The sequence below is a fragment of the Providencia sp. PROV175 genome (assembly GCF_032707045.1).
Taxonomy (GTDB): Bacteria; Pseudomonadota; Gammaproteobacteria; order Enterobacterales; family Enterobacteriaceae; genus Providencia; species Providencia hangzhouensis.
Genome location: NZ_CP120533.1, coordinates 2,298,638 through 2,317,586 on the forward strand (window position 1 = coordinate 2,298,638; position 18,949 = coordinate 2,317,586).

The window sequence follows — 18,949 nt, forward strand, 5'->3', positions numbered from 1 at the left end:
ATTAGTGGGGGGTATATGGCTGTTTATTTTGTGACAGGTAAATTAGGTTCAGGAAAAACTTTATCTGCTGTTTATAAGATAAAAGATTACCTTATGAAAGGTAGAAAGGTTGCTACAAATCTTAATATTTCACTTACTGGCATGTTTGGTTATTATGCTAAAAATGTAAATTTAATTCGTGTTCCTGATAAGCCATCTTCTTTTGATTTAGAATGCATTGGTCGTGGTAATTCTACTTATGATGAATCTTTAAATGGTCTTCTCGTTCTTGATGAGTGTGGAACGTGGTTTAACTCTAGGTCATGGGCTGATAAAAATAGACAGGATTTAATTAATTGGATAGCTCATGCTAGAAAATTAGGATGGGATGTTATTTTTCTTGTTCAAAATCTACATGTTGTTGATAAACAATCTCGTTTGATGTTTGCGGAGCATGTTGTTTATTGCCGTAGGTTGGATAGATTAAGACTTCCCTTTATACATGGCATTCTTAAACTTATTACCTTTGGCGCTTTTTCTTTACCAAAAATACACGTATCGATTGTTAAATATGGTGATTCTCCTACTTCTCTAACTGTTGATAAGTGGATTTATCAGGGGTCTCCTTTGTATGCGGCTTATGATACTAAACAGCAATTTTCTGATTTTTATAATCATGGGGCTTATTCTCTTCTTCCGCCTAGTTATTATTCAGGATCTAAGGTTAAATTTGGATTATCTTTTATTATGAGATTAACAAAAATATATTTTAAGCGTTCAAAAAGGCTTTATCTTATTCTTTTAGGTATTGCTATCTGTTTAGTTTCTCAATATTTTTATAGTAAATACTTTAGTCAAAAAGATACTAATCTTCAAAATAGCTTAAGTAATTTAAAAATAGAATCATATTTTAAACATGGGAATAATTACCGCTATACATTTTCATCTGATAATAAATTATTTTCAAGTTCCGATTTACAAAAATCAGGTATTGAAATCTCGTCTGTCTCGCCATGTAAGGCTAGTTTGATAGAAAAGGGGGTTATTTATGAAATCACTTGCAAATAAAATCATCATCTCTTTTACTTTGTTATTTAGCTCGTTATCTTTATCTCAAACCATTGAGATGAGCAATGCCCCTATTGCAGACTTCGTAAACTGGTATGCTCAATTATCTGGAAAAGGCGTTATTTTACCTGCTAAATTTGATGACCGAATCACAATATATAATTCAGATATCGACGCTTCAAATTTGGACTCCTTTTTTCTTTCAGTAATGGCTTCAAGAGGTTATGAAGTAATCAGTGGTAATCCATTAATAATAAAACCCAATCCATCAATTGATTTATCTAAGCTATCTAACGATTCTGAAATCGTTCAAGATGAATGGAATCAGAATAATCAACATGATGGGTCATCTTTTGATACTTTACTTGATTACCCAATAGCAGCTACACCCAAACTGTTAGAATTAGACACTAAGTTGTTTAAATTTAATAAAATCACAGCAAAATCAGCATTGCCAGTAGTTGATATTTTTTTGAAATCATTACCAACGTCAGGTTCTTCCGTTGTATTGGATACTGCATCAAATTCGCTAATAGTGACATCAGTAAAAGGAAACTTTGATAATATTGAGTCGTTTATTCATGATATTGATGTTAGAAACAGCCAAGTTCTTATCGAGGCGATAATGTTTGAAGTTGGCAAGGGAAGTTCTTTTGATTTTTCATTTGCGGCTGGCAAACGTACTGATTCAAAAATAGCAGGGGGTATAAACACCTCTTCATTAACCGACACGCTAACTTCAAAAGGTGGGGCGTTTGGCATTTTTTCTGGTAATATTCTTTCGCTTGCATTAACTGCCGTTGAAGGTGAGCAAGATTCTAAAATTCTTTCTGTTCCTCGAATTCTTACGTTATCTGGTTCTGAAGGATATATCTCTTCAGGACAGAACGTTCCTATTGTTACAGGTAAGTTGGTAGGACAGGGCGTTGATGCTAAAAATCCTTTTCAAACAATTTCTAGGCGTGATGTTGGCGTTAATTTAAAAGTGACTCCTGTCGTTCTTGGTGATGGCTCAATCATGCTTGATATTTCGTCTAATTCAGGGTCTATTTCAAATATTACATCAGCATCAGATATCATATTGAATGAGAGGACAATAAAAACAACTGTGCAGTTAAAAGATGGAGATACTTTATTAATTGGTGGGTTAATTCAGCATAACGCTATAAATCAAAAAGATTCCACACCTGGAGCTTCTTCTATACCTCTTATTGGTTGGATGTTTGATTCTACCTCTGAATCAGAAACAGAAAATACGATGTATATACTTATTCGCGCCCGAGTGATTTCATCTATTTGAAATAATAAGATTAAAATTATTTATCTTATATTGTTAATTGTCGTTTTAAAGGTGGCGTGCTGTCTGCGTGAGCGGACGGTATGCTACCTTTAAAACGAATTGACCATATTAATACTATATTTCATCTTGAATGTTATCAATTTTGATGCCCTTTAGGGCATGTAAGGCGACACTCATTAGCATCATGTTATGCAATCTTTTATTCGCCGATAAAACGAGGGGACTTATCAAGTAGCTAGGAACCGCGCTTGCGCCTCCTGTTAGACCATTTTTTGATATAACTTTCAACAATAAAATTGTTTGATGGTCGAAGACAAAAGAAAGTTATAGCAACTTATTCAAGCTTCCCCCAAAAGACAGAATTAAAAGTCGTTGTAATTACTTTGAATATTCAACCAAAATTTTGTTGAGCTTCCAAGTATTGATGATAGTTTTTCAGCCAGTTCGATATTAATTTTTATTTGACCATTAACGAGTTGTTGAGTAAAAGACAGTTCAGCATTCAACATGTTGGCAAATGTGGCGAGGTCAATATTAGATTCCATTAAGGCTTCATTGATGAGTTCGCCAACGTGTGGCGGGTTATGCATTTGCATTGTGTAGCTCTCCATTTGATAGGCATAATAACAGGATTGGGAAATGAAAAGAAAACGCATAAAACATAATAAGTTATTTTTATCTACATTGCTGGTTAGTGCAAAGTTAAACGACTTGCCGTTATCTAGGGAGGCAGCGTTAGCGAATCAAAAATCTGAGTTAGATATGATTTTACGTAAAAAAGCACGTCGGAAACCAGACGATAAGCCAACACGATTCCACTCAGTACACTAGAATGCCTCATTTTACGTTTAGGTTCGCATAATGCATATTATGTTAAATAGAATATAGTGACTCAATAAATGCCATAACATGGCTTACTCCAAGTACACATCTTCATCCCTATCGGTCCGATAGCCTATTTTAAAAATTGAATAACTTAATCTTCACAAATGTATCCTTGGCATCTAAAACCTTTCCATCTTTACTGGTAATATCAATCCAATTTCTGAATGCGTCTCCTTATCTACTAATATGGAACGTGGCTTATTAGACTCAAAAATAGATATCTGATTAAAAATTAGCGATACCCTCTTTTATGATTTTGAGAAGACCAACTGTAACTTGTATCGCTGGGAACTAACTTATCTTTTTTCTTTTCTGCGCGTAATTTTTTCGCTTGTTTTTCGACTTCTTGAGATATTTCGGTAATGATTTGTTTTCTTACTTTGCTCTGCTCGGAATTTGTTAATTCACGGCCAAGTTTTTTCCTTTCTTGAGCAAGCCTTGTACGCACTTGGATTTTTTGAGTTTCGGTCATTTCTTGAATCGTTAACATCTTCATTGTATTACCCCTTACTCATATTAAAATACCTAACAACAATATATCATTATTAGGCAATAAAACACTAACCATTGTTTTAAGCCTAACATTAATGCCAAGCAATAGGATTAAGAGTATAGTAACCTCATTGCAACTTTAAAGAATCTCGCTGTTATTATGGAATTAACCTCGTCTTCGCAAAATATTCGCCAAATCTTAACTACTGACACACCACTCATCGATGTCAGAGCTCCTATCGAATTTCAACAAGGGTCGATGCCTAATGCAATTAACCTTCCGTTGATGAATGATGATGAACGTGCTGCCGTTGGTACATGCTATAAACAACAAGGTTCTACTAAAGCCGTTGAGTTAGGCCACCAACTTGTCAGTGGTGATATTAAAATTGCGCGGATCACAGCGTGGAAAGAAGCCTGCCAACAAAATACCCATGGTTATATTTGCTGTGCGCGTGGTGGAATGCGCTCCCATATCGTGCAATCGTGGCTAAAAGAGGTGGGAATTGAATACCCTCTTATTAACGGTGGTTATAAAGCATTGCGACAAACTGCAATTGATGCCGTCAATGAGCTGGTTCAGCGGCCTATCGTTTTAGTGGGCGGCTGTACCGGTAATGGTAAAACCACTTTAGTCCATCAACTCGCGAATGGAATTGATTTAGAAGGTCTCGCACATCACCGAGGTTCTTCTTTTGGCCGTACATTACAACAACAACACTCCCAAGCCACGTTTGAAAATTACTTAGCGGTCGCTTTATTGAAGAAAGCCCAATACTGTCAACATTGGGTACTGGAAGATGAGGGACGTGCCATTGGTGCAAATAGCCTACCTCTTGAACTACGCACACAAATGGAAAAAGCGCCAATCGCTATTATTGAAGACCCCTTTGAGCTACGTCTTGAGCGTTTAAAATATGAATATTTTGATCGTATGACGCAAGATTTTTTAGCAACTTTTGGTTTTGAGCGAGGCTGGCAGGAATATAGTGACTATCTGCACCATGGCCTATTAGCCATTCGCAAACGTTTAGGCTCACAGCGGACAATCGAATTAACCCATTTACTTGATCTTGCTTTAGCAGACCAAAAAACAACCGGTGATACCCAAACACATTTTTCGTGGTTAATTACATTGTTGAATGAATACTATGACCCAATGTATTGCTATCAATTAAGTAAAAAGCAGCATCGCATCATTTTCCGTGGTAATTATAAAGAAGTTGAACATTGGCTAACTAATCAACAATGATGCATTTTCTTTCACCACAAATAGCCTCATCGTATGGAGTCTGAGGCTATTTTATATCGTAATGGCTTGAACATGATCATAAAACCTAGAATGGTGATTTTTTTACTACCAGCTCGCTAACCCCTTGGTAAATCAACCTTGTAGCCAATCCTCCAAGAATTAGCCCGACGCCTTTGCCGACAACTTTATGAACGCGTGAATAAGTTCTACGCACAGAGGTTAAAGAGAATGTTTGGCATAAAATTATCCGCCAAATTAGTGATGCAATAACAATTCCCATCCAAATAACTAACTTAGTCCATAATGGTGTTGATGGGGAAATAGTCGTTGAAAAAATACTCATAAAAAATAAAACGGTTTGTGGGTTTGATAAATCAGAAATCAAACCCCGCCTAAAGTAGACACCTGATGGAAAACTTTCCATGGTATTTTCGGTGGACAGATTGAGTTGTGTTTTGTTATTGAAAACACTCACTGCGTAATAAAGTAAATATAAACCACCCAGAATCTTAATGAGTGAGAATAATGAGCCGAACTCCGCCATTTATGTGACTAAACCAAATAAACCGAGACCTGAATAAATGGCATTGCCTAATACCACGCCATAGCCACAGGTTAACCCCGCTTTTTTACCTGAGCTTAATGTGGTTTGCACCACAATAAACAAATTTGCCCCAGGATTAAAAAAGGTCAGTATAAATAAGAATAGCGTGATGATAATGCTGTGTAATGGATCCATTATTTTTCTTCAAAAATTTAAGGTTAACCATTATAGTCACGGCATAGAGAGTAATTCTGTTTTACTATGCACATTTTCTGAGCTTAAATCAGAAAATGTGCTGGCTTATGATGACGCTAATGATTTTTTACGTTGCAACAACCATTTATCTAATTCATTAGCAAATTGCTGCCTGTCTTTCTGGTTTAAACTTGCAGGCCCACCCGTTTGGATACCACTGGCTCTCATCGTATCCATAAAGTCACGAATATTAAGACGCTCACGAATGGTAGCTTCGCTATAGCGTTCTCCTCGAGGGTTTAATGCATTTGCGCCCTTTTCTATAACCTCTGCGGCCAATGGGATATCTGCGGTGATCACTAAATCATCTTTTTGGGCTCGCAACACAATTTCATTATCAGCTACATCAAACCCTGCAGGTACCTGTAAGGTTTTTAAAAAAGGTGACGGAGGTACCGTTAAACGCTGGTTTGCAACAAATGTTATTTGCACTTTTTCTCTATCTGCTGCACGGTATAAAACCTCTTTAATTACTTTTGGACATGCATCCGCATCTACCCAAATTATCATTATGATTTCCCAAATAGTGATTATATATAATGAGATATGATACCAGACAACAAAATCACAGGCTTAAGAAAATACATTTTACAATTTCATCACCATTTCATGCCACGTCATTCCACCATGATCGGATTCTGACGGTTTAACATATTGGTAGCCAAAATGCTTATACAGGTCAATATGGCGTTCTTTGCACATAAGATGAATTGTTTCTTTACTCTTCTCCTTCATGGAGTTAATAAATGTTTTCATCAGTAAAGACGAATAACCTTTACCTTGATATTTGGGATGCACGACCACTGACATAATAACGACATTCGGTGCTTTTGGGTCATGTCCAATGAGTTCTTTAAATTCCTCATCAGACATCACAACATCCCATGCACAACCCGCATTAATAAAACCAACTACTTCTCCAGCTAATTCCATACATAAAAAACCGTCTGGATATTGTTGGATACGCGTGGCTATTTTTTCTCTTGTCGCCGCTTCATCCCCTTCATAGGATTCGACTTCAATCGCATAACAGGAGTCAACATCACCGAGTGTGACCGCTCGAAATACTGGAGAGTGCATTAGGTTACCTCATTAAATTATTTTTTATGATTTTATCACTACATGGTTTATTTTTTCGTTGTTTTTAATGGCCATTTTCGCATTCAACTGCTACTTTTTGTTGGGTTTTATCGCGTAAGTAACTCAACCATGTTGAAATTAAAACGAAAATACCACCAGATATCGCAACAGCATAACCGGCATAAGGGCCATAAGTATCCACCATTTTACCCGTTAACATCGCGCCAATAGCAACGCCAATATTTAACCCTGCGAGTAACCAGGTCATTCCTTCTGTCAATTTATTTTGTGGAACAATTTTCTCAACTAATGTCATAGCAATGATCATCGTCGGTGCAAAGAACAACCCGGAAATAAACACCACCACAGATAGAGAATAAACCCCGACGACCCACCACATTGGCACAATAGAAAGAAATGTCATCAGGCCACTAAGAAATAATAAGCGTGATAATGGTGTGTTAAAAGTTAGCCCGCCAAAGACGATCCCCATTGCACATGAACCGACTGCGTAGGCCGACAGCACTAAACTGGCCATCGCGGGTTGCTGTTGTAATTGAGCTAAAGTAACACTCAAAATATCCACACTCCCGACAATCACACCTAGAGCAATCATCAACACAGTCAATAACTGCAATCCAACCATTGAAATAATTGATTTATTCGGCATTACAAGATGATCAGATACAACTACTTTAGGCTCAGTGCTGCGTTGTGAAATAAACAATGCCATCCCCACAGCGAGTAGAATCGCTGCAACCAGTAAACCCGCTTGAGGAAATAAAGCAACACTGATCCCGACAGATAACGGTGGGCCAACAATAAAAGTGGTATCATCAAATACGGTTTCTAATGAATACGCCGTTTGTAATATGGGCTGATCTTTATACTGTGCTGTCCACCTTGCCCTTACCATGGCAGACATACTTGGCATTGCTCCCGTTAACAGTGCCCCGATAAATAAGCCGATATCGGGTAATGATAACCACGTAGTGATGATGATAATAAAAACACCGAGTACACTGACAGCAGTTACCACCGGCAAGACGCGAAATTGACCAAATTTATCCACTAAGCGGGAGACTTGCGGAGATAGCAACGCATAAGTTAATACAAAGGTGGCAGAAACAAGCCCTGCCAAGGTATAGCTTCCTTTCAATTGTGCTAACAGGGTAATGATCCCGATCCCCATCATTGGTAACGCTAAACGTGCCAATAACCCTGCTATCACAAAGTGCTGGTTTTCTTTTGCCTGAAATAACTGCTGATAGCGACCTATCATATGAACTCCAAAATGAAATTTAATTATACATACGATACGTATGTATAATTATGATATAATCATACACATTGAATGTAAATAATTATACGCCATGTATGTAAGAGGTTTTTAATGGCAAGAAGAACACAAGCGCAAATGGCGGAAACACGTGCAAATTTGCTAACTACAGCACGAGAGCACTTTAGCCGACTTGGTTATGCAGAAACTTCAATGGATGAAATTGCAGCAAGCGTTAATCTCACACGCGGTGCCCTTTACCACCACTTTGGCGACAAACAAGGCTTATTTACTGCCGTTGTTGAGCAAATCGACTCACAAATGAACGCACGGTTACAAGGAATTACTCGCCATACTGAAGACTTATGGAACAGTTTCTGTCAACGCTGTCATGCTTACTTAGAAATGGCATTAGAGCCCGAATACCAACAAATTATTTTGCGTGACGCGAAAGCTGTATTAGGCGATTTTTTAGCTAAATCAAACTTACAGTGTACCGAACAGATTGAACGCTTACTTTATGATCTTGCCAAAAAAGGCATTATTAAAGATATTGATACCCATGCATTGGCTTTTTTAATTAATGGCGGTCTCGCAGAAGCCGCATATTGGATTTCACAAGGTGATAGTCAACAGCGATTAAAGAAAAGTATCGCTGCCATCGATATTATGCTATCAGGGTTATTACTCACAAAAGGCTAACTTTGCGTGGCCTTTCGCTGGCGCTGATATTTTATCAGTGCAAACAATATACTTGCTGTAAAAAAAACAGGAACTAGCAGTGTTAGCTCTAAATATACAAAGCGATTGAAACTAAGCACATCCCCTTTCATGGCTAATTTATAGGCAAATGGTAAGGAAATACATCCTGAAACAATGGCAATCTTGAGTAATACCATTAACTTTTTCGCATACTCTTGCTGCTGAATTGCAGATTGCCGACGGTAGTACTGCGTGTATTTTATCAACAAGTACAACGCTCCCAATAAAGAGCCAAGGTGTTGCAGTAATTTATAAATAGCAATTTCTTGGCTATCCGTCATGTTAAATACGACAAGCTGCAAAAACTCAGCGTGCCGAACAAAAGCCCCTGACTGATGAGTAAAAGCATCCCAGATAATATGACTTGCCGCACCGATATAAAAGGAAAGCACGACAATACAAAATTGTCGAAATGAACCTACGCTCCTGTTTTTCAAGGGAAATGGCACAGCATAGTGGAGATAAAAAACACTTTTTTGTACAGAAATAGTGATGAGTAAACATAATGGTAAGCCAGTATATAACCAGCCTATCAAGTCATGAGCCGTAGTGGCTGCCGAGTACCACATCATTGAATAAAATAGATCTGGGCTTAGGCTACCTAAAATTAAGGCAGGTAAGCTTAAAAAATGCCCAAATCGACTTTGTTTTATCGGAAAAACGACTGCAGGATGGGAAAAAGTCCAAGGCATGCCAAATTGCTCATTAATGTCATCAATATGCCACCATCATGATAAATAAAACCCAATAAATATAGGCGAAATATCGGAAATATTTATTGGGATGATAATTACCTAAAATAAAGCTTGGAAAGTCTGCTTTAATTTGTCTACATCTTGCTGAGTTGTTGACCATGAGGTACAAAAGCGAATGCAGGTGGTTTCCGGTGTCGGCTGACAAATTAAGCTTAACTGGTAGTGCGTTAATAATTTATTCGCCAATGCATTGGGGAAAATAACAAAAACTTGGTTTGATTCTACGGGCGCAAGAAACTGGAATCCCTTTTCGGCAAAAAATGAAGCTAATTGTGATGCCATCTCATTAAGATGACTTCCCAATTTAAAATACAAATCATCATTAAACAGTGGTTCGAACTGGGCCGCGAGTAGCCAACCTTTTGCTTGTAGCCCTCCTTTTTGCTTAATACTAAAACGGAAATCTGATTGCAATGCAGGGTTTACAATCACTAAGATCTCCCCAGTTAATGCGCCTATTTTCGTTCCACCGATATAAAAAATATCAGTTAACTGCGCAACATCTTCAATGGTTAAATCACTATATTTCGACATTAAACCAGAAGACAAGCGAGCACCATCCATAAATAATAACAAGTTATGGGCATCACAAATCTCGCGTAGCGCAACTAGCTCTTGTTTACGGTAAACAGTGCCAATTTCGGTTGAATTACTGATATAAACAAGCTTAGGCTGGACAGTATGTTCATCACCGTGCTCAGATAACACTTTAGTAATATGTGCGGGGGTTAATTTACCTGATGGAGAATTAATGGTAATGACTTTATGGCCTGTCGCTTCAATTGCCCCCGTTTCGTGGACTGCGATATGGCCACTCTCCACGGTGATCACCGCTTGGTGAGGTCGCAATACATGAGAAATCGTTGTCAGGTTAGTAATTGTACCGCCATTAAAGAAATGAACATCCGCACTAGGTTGGCCAATTCTTAATCTAATTTGAGCCGCGACCCTGCTACAAACCTCATCAGTGCCATAACCTTTAAAACGTTTCCCTGATAAATCATTTAAAGTCTGCATAACTGCAGGGTGAGCTATCTCATTATAATCATTTAAAAAGCTATACATTTACTTACCTACCAATACCTAGTTACATTAATTTATAATCATCATTTATAGGTGTATCCAATTTATTATTCAATGATATTTTTTCTATATAAATACCAAATTTAACGATTAATATTTTTTAATCTACTGAGATGAAATATTAAGTCATTCATGGTCTATTTAATTGATAAGTTGGTATATTGTAAAAGACGAATTTAGGGTTGAGAACGCCTAAACGTCAAGTTGTAGCGGTAAGGCCCTAACAATGGGTGTACACCTGATTTAACACGACGTACTCCATGATAATTTAACCGCGACTGACCTCCCCATACCAAGACATCCCCATGTTCTAAATAAACTGCAATTTTTGGCGCTTCTCGCGTTACCCCACCAAAATCAAACATGGCTGATAATCCTAAAGAAAAAGAGGCAATTGGCTGAGTGAAGTCTGATTCGTTTTTGTCTTGGTGCAATGACATTGCAGCGCCAACTGCATAGCGGTTAATCAAACAGGCATCTGGGATAAAATGGTCAAAGCCAGCAGCGCTCGCTGCGGAAATAGCCAATTGAACAAATGGAATAGGCATAGGTTGCCATAGTTCATTAGTGACAGGGTCACGTTTACTATAGCGATATCCCTTCTCATCGCTTACCCAACCCCACTCACCGCAGTTAGTCATTGCTGCCGACATTTGATAACCATTAGGTGTTGCCATATGCCTTAATGGGTTAGCAGCAATAACGTTGCTTAATAGCTGCAATAATGCATCACTTTGCCCCAGTAAAAAACCTTTGAGTAAAAAAGCCTCTGGTGCAATTTGTACGATATTATCTTCATCAGGAAATAACATATTAGACACTCATTTATAGGCCGCGCGAATGTTCTAATGGATATTAACACAGGAAAAAGTTGTTCATTACATTCAATGAACAACTTACCAGTAATGAGCAGCCTATAGGGTTGACTTTAACGTTTATAAGCTAAAGTCACTTTTCGTGTTTCCGCTCGCTGACTCGCCCACACACTGAGCAAAATGACGACCATGCCAACGAATTGCAAGATACTCAGTTGTTGGTTGAGATAAAGCCACCCTAGAACCACCGCACTGACGGGGCTTAAAAAACCAAGCGAAGCAACGGAACTTGGGCCTAATATGGCAAGTCCACGGAACCATAAGGCATAAGTTAATGCCCCACCAATCAGTGTTAGATACCCTAACCCAATTAAATTCAATGAACTCAATGTTGGTAACGCTGGCTCAAAGATAATGGCAAACGGTAATAATACTAGCCCACCCGCGGTTAATTGCCATGATGTAAAGGTTAATGCACTGACAGGTGGCTGCCACCGGCGACTCAATACGGTTCCTGCAGCCATTGATAATGCACCAGCTAACCCCGCAATAATGCCTAGCGGATCTAAAGCGGCATTCGGTGTTAAGAGTAATATCGCCACCCCGAAGACCCCTGCAATTGATGCCATAATGGATACCGATGATAAACGGTTATTTAACAACCAACGACTTAAAAATAAAACAATTAATGGCTGTACAGCACCAACCGTTGCAGCCACACCACCGGGTAAGCGATATGCAGCAATAAACAATAACCACCAAAACAACGAAAAATTTAAAACTCCCAATATCATCACACGTAACCACCAAATACCTTCAGGAAGCTTTCGTAAAATGAATATCAGTAGCAAGCCTGCTGGTAATGCGCGCAACACCGCCAATGTTAATGGTATCCCTGCGGGTAACATTTCTGTTGTCACTAAGTATGTGCTCCCCCACACGATCGGTGCTAATGCGGTCAGCCCTAAAACCGTTATACGATTCATATTTTTACTCTCTTAATTTATCTTGACATCAAGATATGTGGACTTTACCTTGACGTCAAGATAAATAAGCGCCATTATTTGCCTATGGATAGAATAGATAAAATCACTCAACAGTGGGAAAGAGAACGCCCTGACCTCGATATTAGCCCAATGGGGTTAATTGGTCGGTTGGGTAACATCGCGTTTCACTTAACTCGTGAAATGGAAAAGGTTTTCACACAATTTGGCCTTAACCGCTCAAGCTTTGATGTGCTTGCGACATTGCGCCGAGCAGGGTCCCCTTATACGCTGAGCCCGGGGGAAATGCTATCGACATTGATGGTCACATCGGGGACCATGACTAATCGAATAGACCAATTGGAAAAAGCCGGCTTAGTCATCCGCCATGCCAATCCTGATGATGGTCGCGGTTTTTTGGTTTCGTTAACAACCGAAGGGTTAACATTAATCAACCAACTTATTGAAGTACATACACAAAACCAAGCCCGTCTCGTCGCTAAATTATCGCAACAAGAGCAACAAGCATTAGATCAGTTACTGCGGACATTCTTAGCGTCATTTGAGTCTAATGAGAAATAACACGCTGTTGATGCATAATGAGGGAGTGATCTTACTCCCTCTTATGTTATTGATTAAATTGAAAAGGCAATGGCATTTGCAGCCTCTCAAAACGGTCACATAAATAGACTAACTGTAATAGTACTTGGGGCTGTAAGTCACTGGAGGCAATCAATGGTTTGAATTGATTAGCCAACCAAAGAGCCCCCAAATCCTCAAGTGTTTTAATGACATACGCAATTTCATTTTGTTGATTGTGGGATAAGCACTCTCTTCCTGTACACGCTTGCGTTTCTAATACTGAAAGTATTGGCCGAACAAGTTGGCTCGCCAACGTTAGTTCAGGCACAAAAACTTGGCTTTTTTGCTGTTTTTTTGCCATATATTCGATAATTTTATTAAAAAAGCCTGAACGTTGTTTCTTACGTGGTGTACTTTCAAAGTCTAAGTAGAACAGCTCAACGCCCTGTTCATTTTTTAACCATAGCGTCTTGGGCACCAACTGGATCGCCTCTTGCGAATGACTTACCTGCACCGTCACAGCACAAATTGGCCATTTCTGTTTCGTCATAAACCGCAACTCTTCAATTTTATGGTCATCACTCCCTTGCCAATTTAGACGTAAGAATGCCCGATTTTGTTGTGCGTCAGTCACCGTCCACAAGACACATTGTTCTGTTTCATCCCAATAGAGCGGCTCATAATTAGTAATATGCAATAAAACGGGAGAAAACCGATTGTCCTGTGTGAGTGTAGGTAACTCGTTAGCCACTAACTGCCAATCGGTATAACCGAATTCAGCTTTAATGTTAAGGTAATCATTGGTTGTTATCCTATTTTCTTGACTGCTAACGGCATAGCTTTCGCCACTGGCTGATAATTTCCCCTCCTCTGATACCCGTGGTGAATGCAATTTAAAGGGAGTTTTCATCAAACTCTCGGCGGTATGTTTCCATAACGCCAGTGTTTGCCAAACATTTTGTCGATTAAACGTTGGGTCAAGGCTATTACTACGACCTTGCGTGCATTGAATGATTTTTTTATTTTGTCGATCCCAAAAGCTCAATGTAGCACCAATCGCACCACTTTCGGTTTTCCACCAATTTGCATCGATAGGCAATAAATCAAATTCCATGGGGTGATTGCTATACTGGCGTCTTTGCAACCCTTTGAGCTCAATAAGCTGATGTTCATTTGCTACTGATAATTGATGCAAATAAGCTGATATTTCAGCTATCAACCGTAAAACTTGCCCTTCATCCATTGTAAAGTGCTTATCAGCTAACCGCCTGACTTGCTGGCTAAGGCGTCTCATATAATTGGCTAAGCGAGGCAATCCTTCAGCACGCGCTGACATATTCAGTAATTGCAACTGGCTAGCACTACTTTGGCTAATATGCGACAGCCCTTGCCGTAACATATCCTGAATAAATTGTTCGATTGAATCCATCACCACTTTATCGTCTTGGCTAAGTCCCTGTTGCTGAACTTGACCTGCGGTGAGTTCTTCTGGCCAATGCCAATCTTGGCCATGCTGAAGCTTCAGTTTTGCAATAATAGCGAGGTGAATCGCCTTTTTTTGTTTTTCGGGTAGAGATGAAATCATGCCCTGCAAGCCACTATTACGCATATAAATAATGGGCTCATCATATTCTGGCAGACTTATTTTTAACTGGTTGGATTGCGCGTCATAAACCAGTTCGTTGTCTTGCCACTGTGCGACAAATTTCAACGCTAAACGAAGTTCAGGCTTAGTGGCTTGTGTGATTAGGCTCTCTGGTTGCAGTGCCAATAATTCGCTTAGTACTGTGTCACTTTCACTGGTAATCGACTCTTCGAGATCACTTTCTTCGATTGTATTCGACTGCACCCACAAAACTGCTGCCAAAATGTGTTTACAACACCCTATTGCAGGGCAATCACAAGTGGCCTTTTGAATCCCTTGCGCATCTAAAGAAACGCTCTGCCCATCACTCGTGAATGTGCCAGCTCCTAAGTCTGTTGGAATAACCTTTTGGTTTTCAACATCTTTGCGGGCACGTCTAAGTAACCCCACATTCGCAAATACAGTTAAAGCATCGTCGTCATACTGTAAATAACTGTTTTTCCAACTCATTGCATGACCTCTGCTAACCATTGGGCAAAATGTTCCGGGGTTAATGCAGCAACATGCATCCCTCTATCTGCGAGTTTTTGGGCAATTTCAGGATCATAAACGGGAAGTGCTTCATCATCCAACGCCGCTAGACCCAATAACTTCACTTGTTGGCTATGCAAACGTTGTGTGCAATTGAGTAAATGATTCAGCGCGCCACCCTCTTCAAAATCACTGATTAAGCTAATCACCGTGCGCTTTGGGTTACGTATCAAACTTTCACAATATTGCATCGCTTTAGCGATATCCGTTCCTCCACCCAATTGCACAGTCATTAACACTTCAACAGGGTCGTGTGCAAGGTGGCTTAAATCAACAACTTGAGTATCAAAAACGACCAAAGATACGCGTACAGTCGGTAATGCCGCTAAGATACTCGCGCACACGGCCGCATACATAATAGAGCTCGCCATTGAGCCACTCTGGTCCACACACAGGATCACATCCCACGGTAAGTGTTGTTGTTGACGAGAATTAAAATGAGGCGTTTTTATCACTAACCGTTGATTTTGTTTATCATAATTCTTTAAGTTGGCAGCAATAGTTCCTCGCCAATCAAAATTACGGCTGTTTGGGACCAGTGAGCGTCGAAAACGATTACGCCGCCCTGTTAATGCATGACGAAATTGGTTACGCATTTGACTCAAAATATCATTCACCACTTTGCGTATAATATTTTTGACAGCATCACGGGTTTCTTCGTTCATCTTCCCGCGTAGGCTTAACAACGCTTTTGCGAGAGATTTTGTTGGCTCCATGGCATTTAGCGCTTGTGGGTCCTTTAATAAGCTACTGATCTCATAACGTTCTAATGCTTGGGATTGCATTCGCTCAAAGGTACTATTGGGGAACAATTTACGCGCTTGGTTTAACCAATTAACCGCCGTTAATTGAGAAGCGTCTAAGGAACCATGGCGCCCAGCTTCTTGCTTTAAACCTCGGCGTTGGTATTCCCGACGATATAAAAAGTCCAAAGAGCATTCTATTTTTAACTCTTCAGCACTAAAGACGGCCTGACCAAGTGCATTATCGGCATATTGCCCAAGTATTAAACGCCAGCGCTTAGCCAATTTAAGCTGTTCAGGGGTTAATATGACATTTTTCTGACTCATTATTTGCCTTCCTGAGTGCTAATAAGCCAATTTTGCAACCCCAGTTCAAGCAGCTGGCCTTGTAACTGTTGTTCGAGTTGAATCACTTGCATCATTTGTTGTTCATTAAATTCTGTTTGGTGCGGTGTGAGTTCTTTTGCCTCAATCGCTAAGTCTTGTGCCACATATTGTGCCATTTGTGCATTTTGTTTAGGAGTTAACTGACTAAATGCAAACCGTAAATCAGGTAAAACCTGAATAAAACGCCCTTCATCCCATTCACTAAGTAACTGATTTAACATATCAATGAGTAATGGCATGCGTAAGACTAACTCGGGTGCAGTTCGCATCACACCAATAAAATAGCCAATTGCCATTTCGGGATCACTACCAGCGCTGAACGCGCGCTTAATTTCCTCTATCAGGATGGTTTCATCAATTTTCGCCCCAAGGTAACGCAAAGCATCAACGGCACCTTTTAAAAGAGGCGCATGGTTTAACAGCCCTTCACACCGGTCTAATTCATGATAAAAATCGATGCTATAATCATGATTTTTATTAATTTCAGGCATAAAAGTGATTAATTCTCGGCAAGCAAGTAATGCTGAAAAATGGTGTTCCTGCTGCTGTTCATCCCCTTGTGTAATTTGTGCAAAACAATAAAACGCTTGTTGCAACAGGGCATCTAAACGTGCTTCGATAGCAAAACCATCTTCAATATCAAAGAATTGGCGCCCTCGCCACAGATGAACAAGCTTATGACCACAAGCTATCAAGGATTCAAACTTTGCATCCTGTTGAATATAGCCATCCAACAAAGAAAACAATGCAGGCATTCGTTGATGCAGCCCAATTAATGCAGCTTGCATAAGTAGTGCGACCGCACTTTGGCTTGAACGACTAACGCCTTGCTGTTCTAGGTTTCTTTCCATTTCAAACAAACGGGTTAGCGCGATAGCTTTTAATTGTGTTCCTTGTTCCGATAAAGCAATCAATTCCCCTTCAACATTGGGCGTCCACGCGTATTGCCACTCTTCAAACAATAAATCCATTTGGTTACCAGACAAAAAGTTTGGCCCAGACAGATGCTTAGCAAAATGGATATCAAGAAATGCTAATAAATGTAGGAATCGGCTACGCGCACGATGTTGTTGATTACGATAGACATCTAAGCGACTCACCTTACTTAAGGTGTCATCAAGCTTGAAACGAAAACTTTTTGCTATTTCATAAGTTTCAGTGACCAACGGAGGCGTTGCTGTCCCTTTGGGGATTTTCCCGAGTAAAAAGCCTGAGAAACAGGTTTTTATTTCCTGCAAAAGCTCAATTTGGCTTTCATCTAAGCTACCTTTGATAAAAACACTTTGTAACCCATCTAACAGATCATATCGCCCAGGTCCGGCATGCCCACGAAAGGCAGCAAGACGAATGCTTTGCTCTGCGGCCAGTTTAACCGATAAAAAACCAGGAGCAGCTTCAAATTGCTTTTCACGTAAAACATGCGCAACTTTAGAAAGATAGGCAACACCTAGACGATTTCGATAAGCTTGCGTAGGCTGGTTATCTCCCGCCATCTGCGCTTGGCGTTGTTGTAACAATGACAACCATGATTGTTGGTAAAATGCAGGGGACGGCATTCCTGATGCATAGCCATTTAATGCATCGAGTTTGTCATAGCTATAGCGAATGAACCAAGCCTTGTCTTGTTCACCCAGTTTTTGCTGTTGGATAAACGTTTTTTGTTGTGCCGCAGAAAGCTTAAATTGTTGTTTGTGAGCCACTTCCAACCCTTCAAGAAGAGCAAGGGTATGGAAGCCCCCCGTTACCACCACAATTTTAGCCTGTGGATGTTGGGCTTTAATGGTTTGGATATGTGCTTGCATATATTGCTCACGCTGTATAGAACCTTCTGACTCAAGGACTTGGGGTTCATAATCAAGTCGTGCCAATGCACACCATATAAAGCTGTCCATAAAAAATGCAGGCCAATCTGCCAGTTGTTCAATCGTTCTTAATTCAAAAATTTGTTCCCATAATTCATCATGGTCACGGCAACCACTTTTCTTCGCAAGCTGGCTAATAAATAAGCTATGCACTAAGTAACGCTCTTTCTGCAAACTTTGAGATTGCATATCATTAGCTTCGTCTTCATTAACTTGCGCTGTCCATGGTAAGTCAATAAAACGTAGCTGGGCTTGGTATTGCTGACCTATTTGTAAAGCCTGCCATTCAGGGGAATACTCACAGAATGGGAAATAGGCAGAGCGAGTGACAGCGTCACTTTTATCATCTGTTTGTGTCGGTTTTAATTCTGTTTGTGCCATAATGGCGACGGGTGGCTGGGTATCATGATGTAATAAGCTCGTCAGTAGCTCATTAAAACTATCGGGTCCCTCGATTAAAACATAGTCAGGTTTGATTTGTTCAATCAAAGACAACGTGCTGTATGCACATGCGGGACTATGATGCCGAATAGGTGCAAAGTAGATACCGGCTGATTCAAGTTGTTGCCTGTCGTGTAATGCATTTTCAATGCGTTCTGGTAAAGGTATAGATAGCAAGCTCACCGCTGATTTCCCTAAGGGTTATTCGCCTTGAATGGCCTTTGCT

General features: G+C 39.8%; 18 protein-coding genes and 1 pseudogene. 6 read left to right on the forward strand and 13 right to left on the reverse strand.

The window, feature by feature from the left end; genetic code table 11:
• Positions 1 to 15: 15 nt before the first annotated feature.
• Together P3L44_RS10195 and P3L44_RS10200 are read left to right on the forward strand one after the other, a co-directional pair.
• Positions 16 to 1,047 (forward strand): zonular occludens toxin domain-containing protein, encoded by a 1,032-nt coding sequence (locus tag P3L44_RS10195; protein ID WP_272662364.1) that lies wholly within the window; start codon positions 16 to 18, stop codon positions 1,045 to 1,047.
• On the forward strand, positions 1,028 to 2,347 hold the full coding sequence (locus P3L44_RS10200) for a secretin N-terminal domain-containing protein (RefSeq protein ID WP_272662365.1): 1,320 nt from the start codon (positions 1,028 to 1,030) through the stop codon (positions 2,345 to 2,347). The genes P3L44_RS10195 and P3L44_RS10200 overlap by 20 nt, the downstream gene beginning before the upstream one ends.
• A gap of 362 nt (positions 2,348 to 2,709) precedes the next feature.
• Here the strand turns inward: P3L44_RS10200 and P3L44_RS10205 are convergent, their stop codons facing one another.
• The gene (locus tag P3L44_RS10205; RefSeq protein WP_272662366.1) at positions 2,710 to 2,943 is read right to left on the reverse strand and encodes a HigA family addiction module antitoxin; all 234 of its coding nucleotides are present in this window, start codon (positions 2,941 to 2,943) and stop codon (positions 2,710 to 2,712) included.
• A gap of 43 nt (positions 2,944 to 2,986) precedes the next feature.
• On the opposite strand from P3L44_RS10205, the gene P3L44_RS10210 reads away from it, so the two are divergent.
• Entirely contained in the window at positions 2,987 to 3,178 is a 192-nt protein-coding gene (locus P3L44_RS10210) for a hypothetical protein (protein WP_272662367.1), read from the forward strand.
• Between the two features lie 286 nt (positions 3,179 to 3,464).
• Here the strand turns inward: P3L44_RS10210 and P3L44_RS10215 are convergent, their stop codons facing one another.
• A complete protein-coding gene (locus P3L44_RS10215; protein WP_094960556.1) occupies positions 3,465 to 3,728 on the reverse strand; it encodes a DUF3811 domain-containing protein in 264 nt (87 codons plus the stop codon).
• A gap of 156 nt (positions 3,729 to 3,884) precedes the next feature.
• Between P3L44_RS10215 and mnmH the strand changes: the two genes are divergently transcribed.
• Positions 3,885 to 4,976 (forward strand): tRNA 2-selenouridine(34) synthase MnmH, encoded by a 1,092-nt coding sequence (mnmH, locus tag P3L44_RS10220; protein ID WP_272662368.1) that lies wholly within the window; start codon positions 3,885 to 3,887, stop codon positions 4,974 to 4,976.
• Between the two features lie 85 nt (positions 4,977 to 5,061).
• Here the strand turns inward: mnmH and P3L44_RS10225 are convergent.
• The 4 genes and pseudogenes from P3L44_RS10225 to P3L44_RS10240 form a co-directional block, all read right to left on the reverse strand.
• Positions 5,062 to 5,715: pseudogene (locus tag P3L44_RS10225) on the reverse strand (LysE family transporter).
• A 105-nt stretch (positions 5,716 to 5,820) separates the two neighbouring features.
• Positions 5,821 to 6,285 (reverse strand): YaiI/YqxD family protein, encoded by a 465-nt coding sequence (locus P3L44_RS10230; RefSeq protein WP_004254330.1) that lies wholly within the window; start codon positions 6,283 to 6,285, stop codon positions 5,821 to 5,823.
• Positions 6,286 to 6,363: 78 nt separating this feature from the next.
• Complete coding sequence (locus tag P3L44_RS10235) at positions 6,364 to 6,855, reverse strand: GNAT family N-acetyltransferase (RefSeq protein WP_272662370.1); 492 nt, start codon at positions 6,853 to 6,855, stop codon at positions 6,364 to 6,366.
• Between the two features lie 64 nt (positions 6,856 to 6,919).
• On the reverse strand, positions 6,920 to 8,137 hold the full coding sequence (locus P3L44_RS10240; RefSeq protein ID WP_272662371.1) for an MFS transporter: 1,218 nt from the start codon (positions 8,135 to 8,137) through the stop codon (positions 6,920 to 6,922).
• 111 nt (positions 8,138 to 8,248) lie between these two features.
• Between P3L44_RS10240 and P3L44_RS10245 the strand changes: the two genes are divergently transcribed.
• Positions 8,249 to 8,836 carry a TetR/AcrR family transcriptional regulator gene (locus P3L44_RS10245; protein ID WP_110591728.1) on the forward strand — a complete coding sequence of 196 codons (588 nt, stop codon included), beginning with the start codon at positions 8,249 to 8,251 and terminating at the stop codon, positions 8,834 to 8,836.
• On the opposite strand, the gene P3L44_RS10250 is transcribed toward P3L44_RS10245, so the two are convergent.
• From P3L44_RS10250 to P3L44_RS10265, 4 genes are all read right to left on the reverse strand, one after another.
• Entirely contained in the window at positions 8,833 to 9,588 is a 756-nt protein-coding gene (locus tag P3L44_RS10250; protein WP_272662373.1) for a DUF4184 family protein, read from the reverse strand. The genes P3L44_RS10245 and P3L44_RS10250 overlap by 4 nt on opposite strands.
• Positions 9,589 to 9,690: 102 nt before the next feature.
• Positions 9,691 to 10,716, reverse strand: coding sequence for a threonine aldolase family protein (locus P3L44_RS10255; RefSeq protein WP_140172169.1), 1,026 nt, complete (start codon positions 10,714 to 10,716; stop codon positions 9,691 to 9,693).
• A 194-nt stretch (positions 10,717 to 10,910) separates the two neighbouring features.
• Complete coding sequence (gene alkB, locus P3L44_RS10260; protein ID WP_140172168.1) at positions 10,911 to 11,546, reverse strand: DNA oxidative demethylase AlkB; 636 nt, start codon at positions 11,544 to 11,546, stop codon at positions 10,911 to 10,913.
• A 116-nt stretch (positions 11,547 to 11,662) separates the two neighbouring features.
• The gene (locus tag P3L44_RS10265; protein WP_140172167.1) at positions 11,663 to 12,535 is read right to left on the reverse strand and encodes an EamA family transporter; all 873 of its coding nucleotides are present in this window, start codon (positions 12,533 to 12,535) and stop codon (positions 11,663 to 11,665) included.
• A gap of 84 nt (positions 12,536 to 12,619) precedes the next feature.
• Here P3L44_RS10265 and P3L44_RS10270 point away from each other — a divergent pair, with 84 nt between their 5' ends.
• Positions 12,620 to 13,114: a MarR family winged helix-turn-helix transcriptional regulator gene (locus P3L44_RS10270; protein WP_272662375.1), complete on the forward strand. Its 495-nt coding sequence runs from the start codon at positions 12,620 to 12,622 to the stop codon at positions 13,112 to 13,114.
• Between the two features lie 46 nt (positions 13,115 to 13,160).
• On the opposite strand, the gene P3L44_RS10275 is transcribed toward P3L44_RS10270, so the two are convergent.
• Genes P3L44_RS10275 through P3L44_RS10285 form a run of 3 tightly spaced genes read right to left on the reverse strand, consistent with a single transcriptional unit; the run spans position 13,161 to position 18,906 of the window.
• Positions 13,161 to 15,209, reverse strand: a complete 2,049-nt coding sequence (locus P3L44_RS10275; RefSeq protein WP_272662377.1) for an SWIM zinc finger domain-containing protein — start codon at positions 15,207 to 15,209, stop codon at positions 13,161 to 13,163.
• Positions 15,206 to 16,360, reverse strand: coding sequence for a VWA domain-containing protein (locus tag P3L44_RS10280; protein ID WP_272662378.1), 1,155 nt, complete (start codon positions 16,358 to 16,360; stop codon positions 15,206 to 15,208). Before P3L44_RS10280 ends, P3L44_RS10275 begins: the two co-directional genes overlap by 4 nt.
• The gene (locus tag P3L44_RS10285) at positions 16,360 to 18,906 is read right to left on the reverse strand and encodes a DUF5682 family protein (RefSeq protein WP_272662379.1); all 2,547 of its coding nucleotides are present in this window, start codon (positions 18,904 to 18,906) and stop codon (positions 16,360 to 16,362) included. Before P3L44_RS10285 ends, P3L44_RS10280 begins: the two co-directional genes overlap by 1 nt.
• Positions 18,907 to 18,949: the final 43 nt, after the last annotated feature.

What these genes read in the sequence shown, in the direction of transcription:
- P3L44_RS10195 (WP_272662364.1), top strand. Translation starts at nt 16, where the DNA reads ATGGCTGTTTATTTTGTGACAGGTAAATTAGGTTCAGGAAAAACTTTA.
- P3L44_RS10250 (WP_272662373.1), bottom strand. Translation starts at nt 9,588, where the DNA reads ATGCCTTGGACTTTTTCCCATCCTGCAGTCGTTTTTCCGATAAAACAA.
- P3L44_RS10200 (WP_272662365.1), top strand. Translation starts at nt 1,028, where the DNA reads ATGAAATCACTTGCAAATAAAATCATCATCTCTTTTACTTTGTTATTT.
- P3L44_RS10235 (WP_272662370.1), bottom strand. Translation starts at nt 6,855, where the DNA reads ATGCACTCTCCAGTATTTCGAGCGGTCACACTCGGTGATGTTGACTCC.
- P3L44_RS10255 (WP_140172169.1), bottom strand. Translation starts at nt 10,716, where the DNA reads ATGTATAGCTTTTTAAATGATTATAATGAGATAGCTCACCCTGCAGTT.
- P3L44_RS10205 (WP_272662366.1), bottom strand. Translation starts at nt 2,943, where the DNA reads ATGCAAATGCATAACCCGCCACACGTTGGCGAACTCATCAATGAAGCC.
- P3L44_RS10270 (WP_272662375.1), top strand. Translation starts at nt 12,620, where the DNA reads ATGGATAGAATAGATAAAATCACTCAACAGTGGGAAAGAGAACGCCCT.
- P3L44_RS10210 (WP_272662367.1), top strand. Translation starts at nt 2,987, where the DNA reads ATGAAAAGAAAACGCATAAAACATAATAAGTTATTTTTATCTACATTG.
- P3L44_RS10240 (WP_272662371.1), bottom strand. Translation starts at nt 8,137, where the DNA reads ATGATAGGTCGCTATCAGCAGTTATTTCAGGCAAAAGAAAACCAGCAC.
- P3L44_RS10280 (WP_272662378.1), bottom strand. Translation starts at nt 16,360, where the DNA reads ATGAGTCAGAAAAATGTCATATTAACCCCTGAACAGCTTAAATTGGCT.
- P3L44_RS10215 (WP_094960556.1), bottom strand. Translation starts at nt 3,728, where the DNA reads ATGAAGATGTTAACGATTCAAGAAATGACCGAAACTCAAAAAATCCAA.
- P3L44_RS10275 (WP_272662377.1), bottom strand. Translation starts at nt 15,209, where the DNA reads ATGAGTTGGAAAAACAGTTATTTACAGTATGACGACGATGCTTTAACT.
- P3L44_RS10245 (WP_110591728.1), top strand. Translation starts at nt 8,249, where the DNA reads ATGGCAAGAAGAACACAAGCGCAAATGGCGGAAACACGTGCAAATTTG.
- P3L44_RS10230 (WP_004254330.1), bottom strand. Translation starts at nt 6,285, where the DNA reads ATGATAATTTGGGTAGATGCGGATGCATGTCCAAAAGTAATTAAAGAG.
- mnmH (WP_272662368.1), top strand. Translation starts at nt 3,885, where the DNA reads ATGGAATTAACCTCGTCTTCGCAAAATATTCGCCAAATCTTAACTACT.
- P3L44_RS10265 (WP_140172167.1), bottom strand. Translation starts at nt 12,535, where the DNA reads ATGAATCGTATAACGGTTTTAGGGCTGACCGCATTAGCACCGATCGTG.
- alkB (WP_140172168.1), bottom strand. Translation starts at nt 11,546, where the DNA reads ATGTTATTTCCTGATGAAGATAATATCGTACAAATTGCACCAGAGGCT.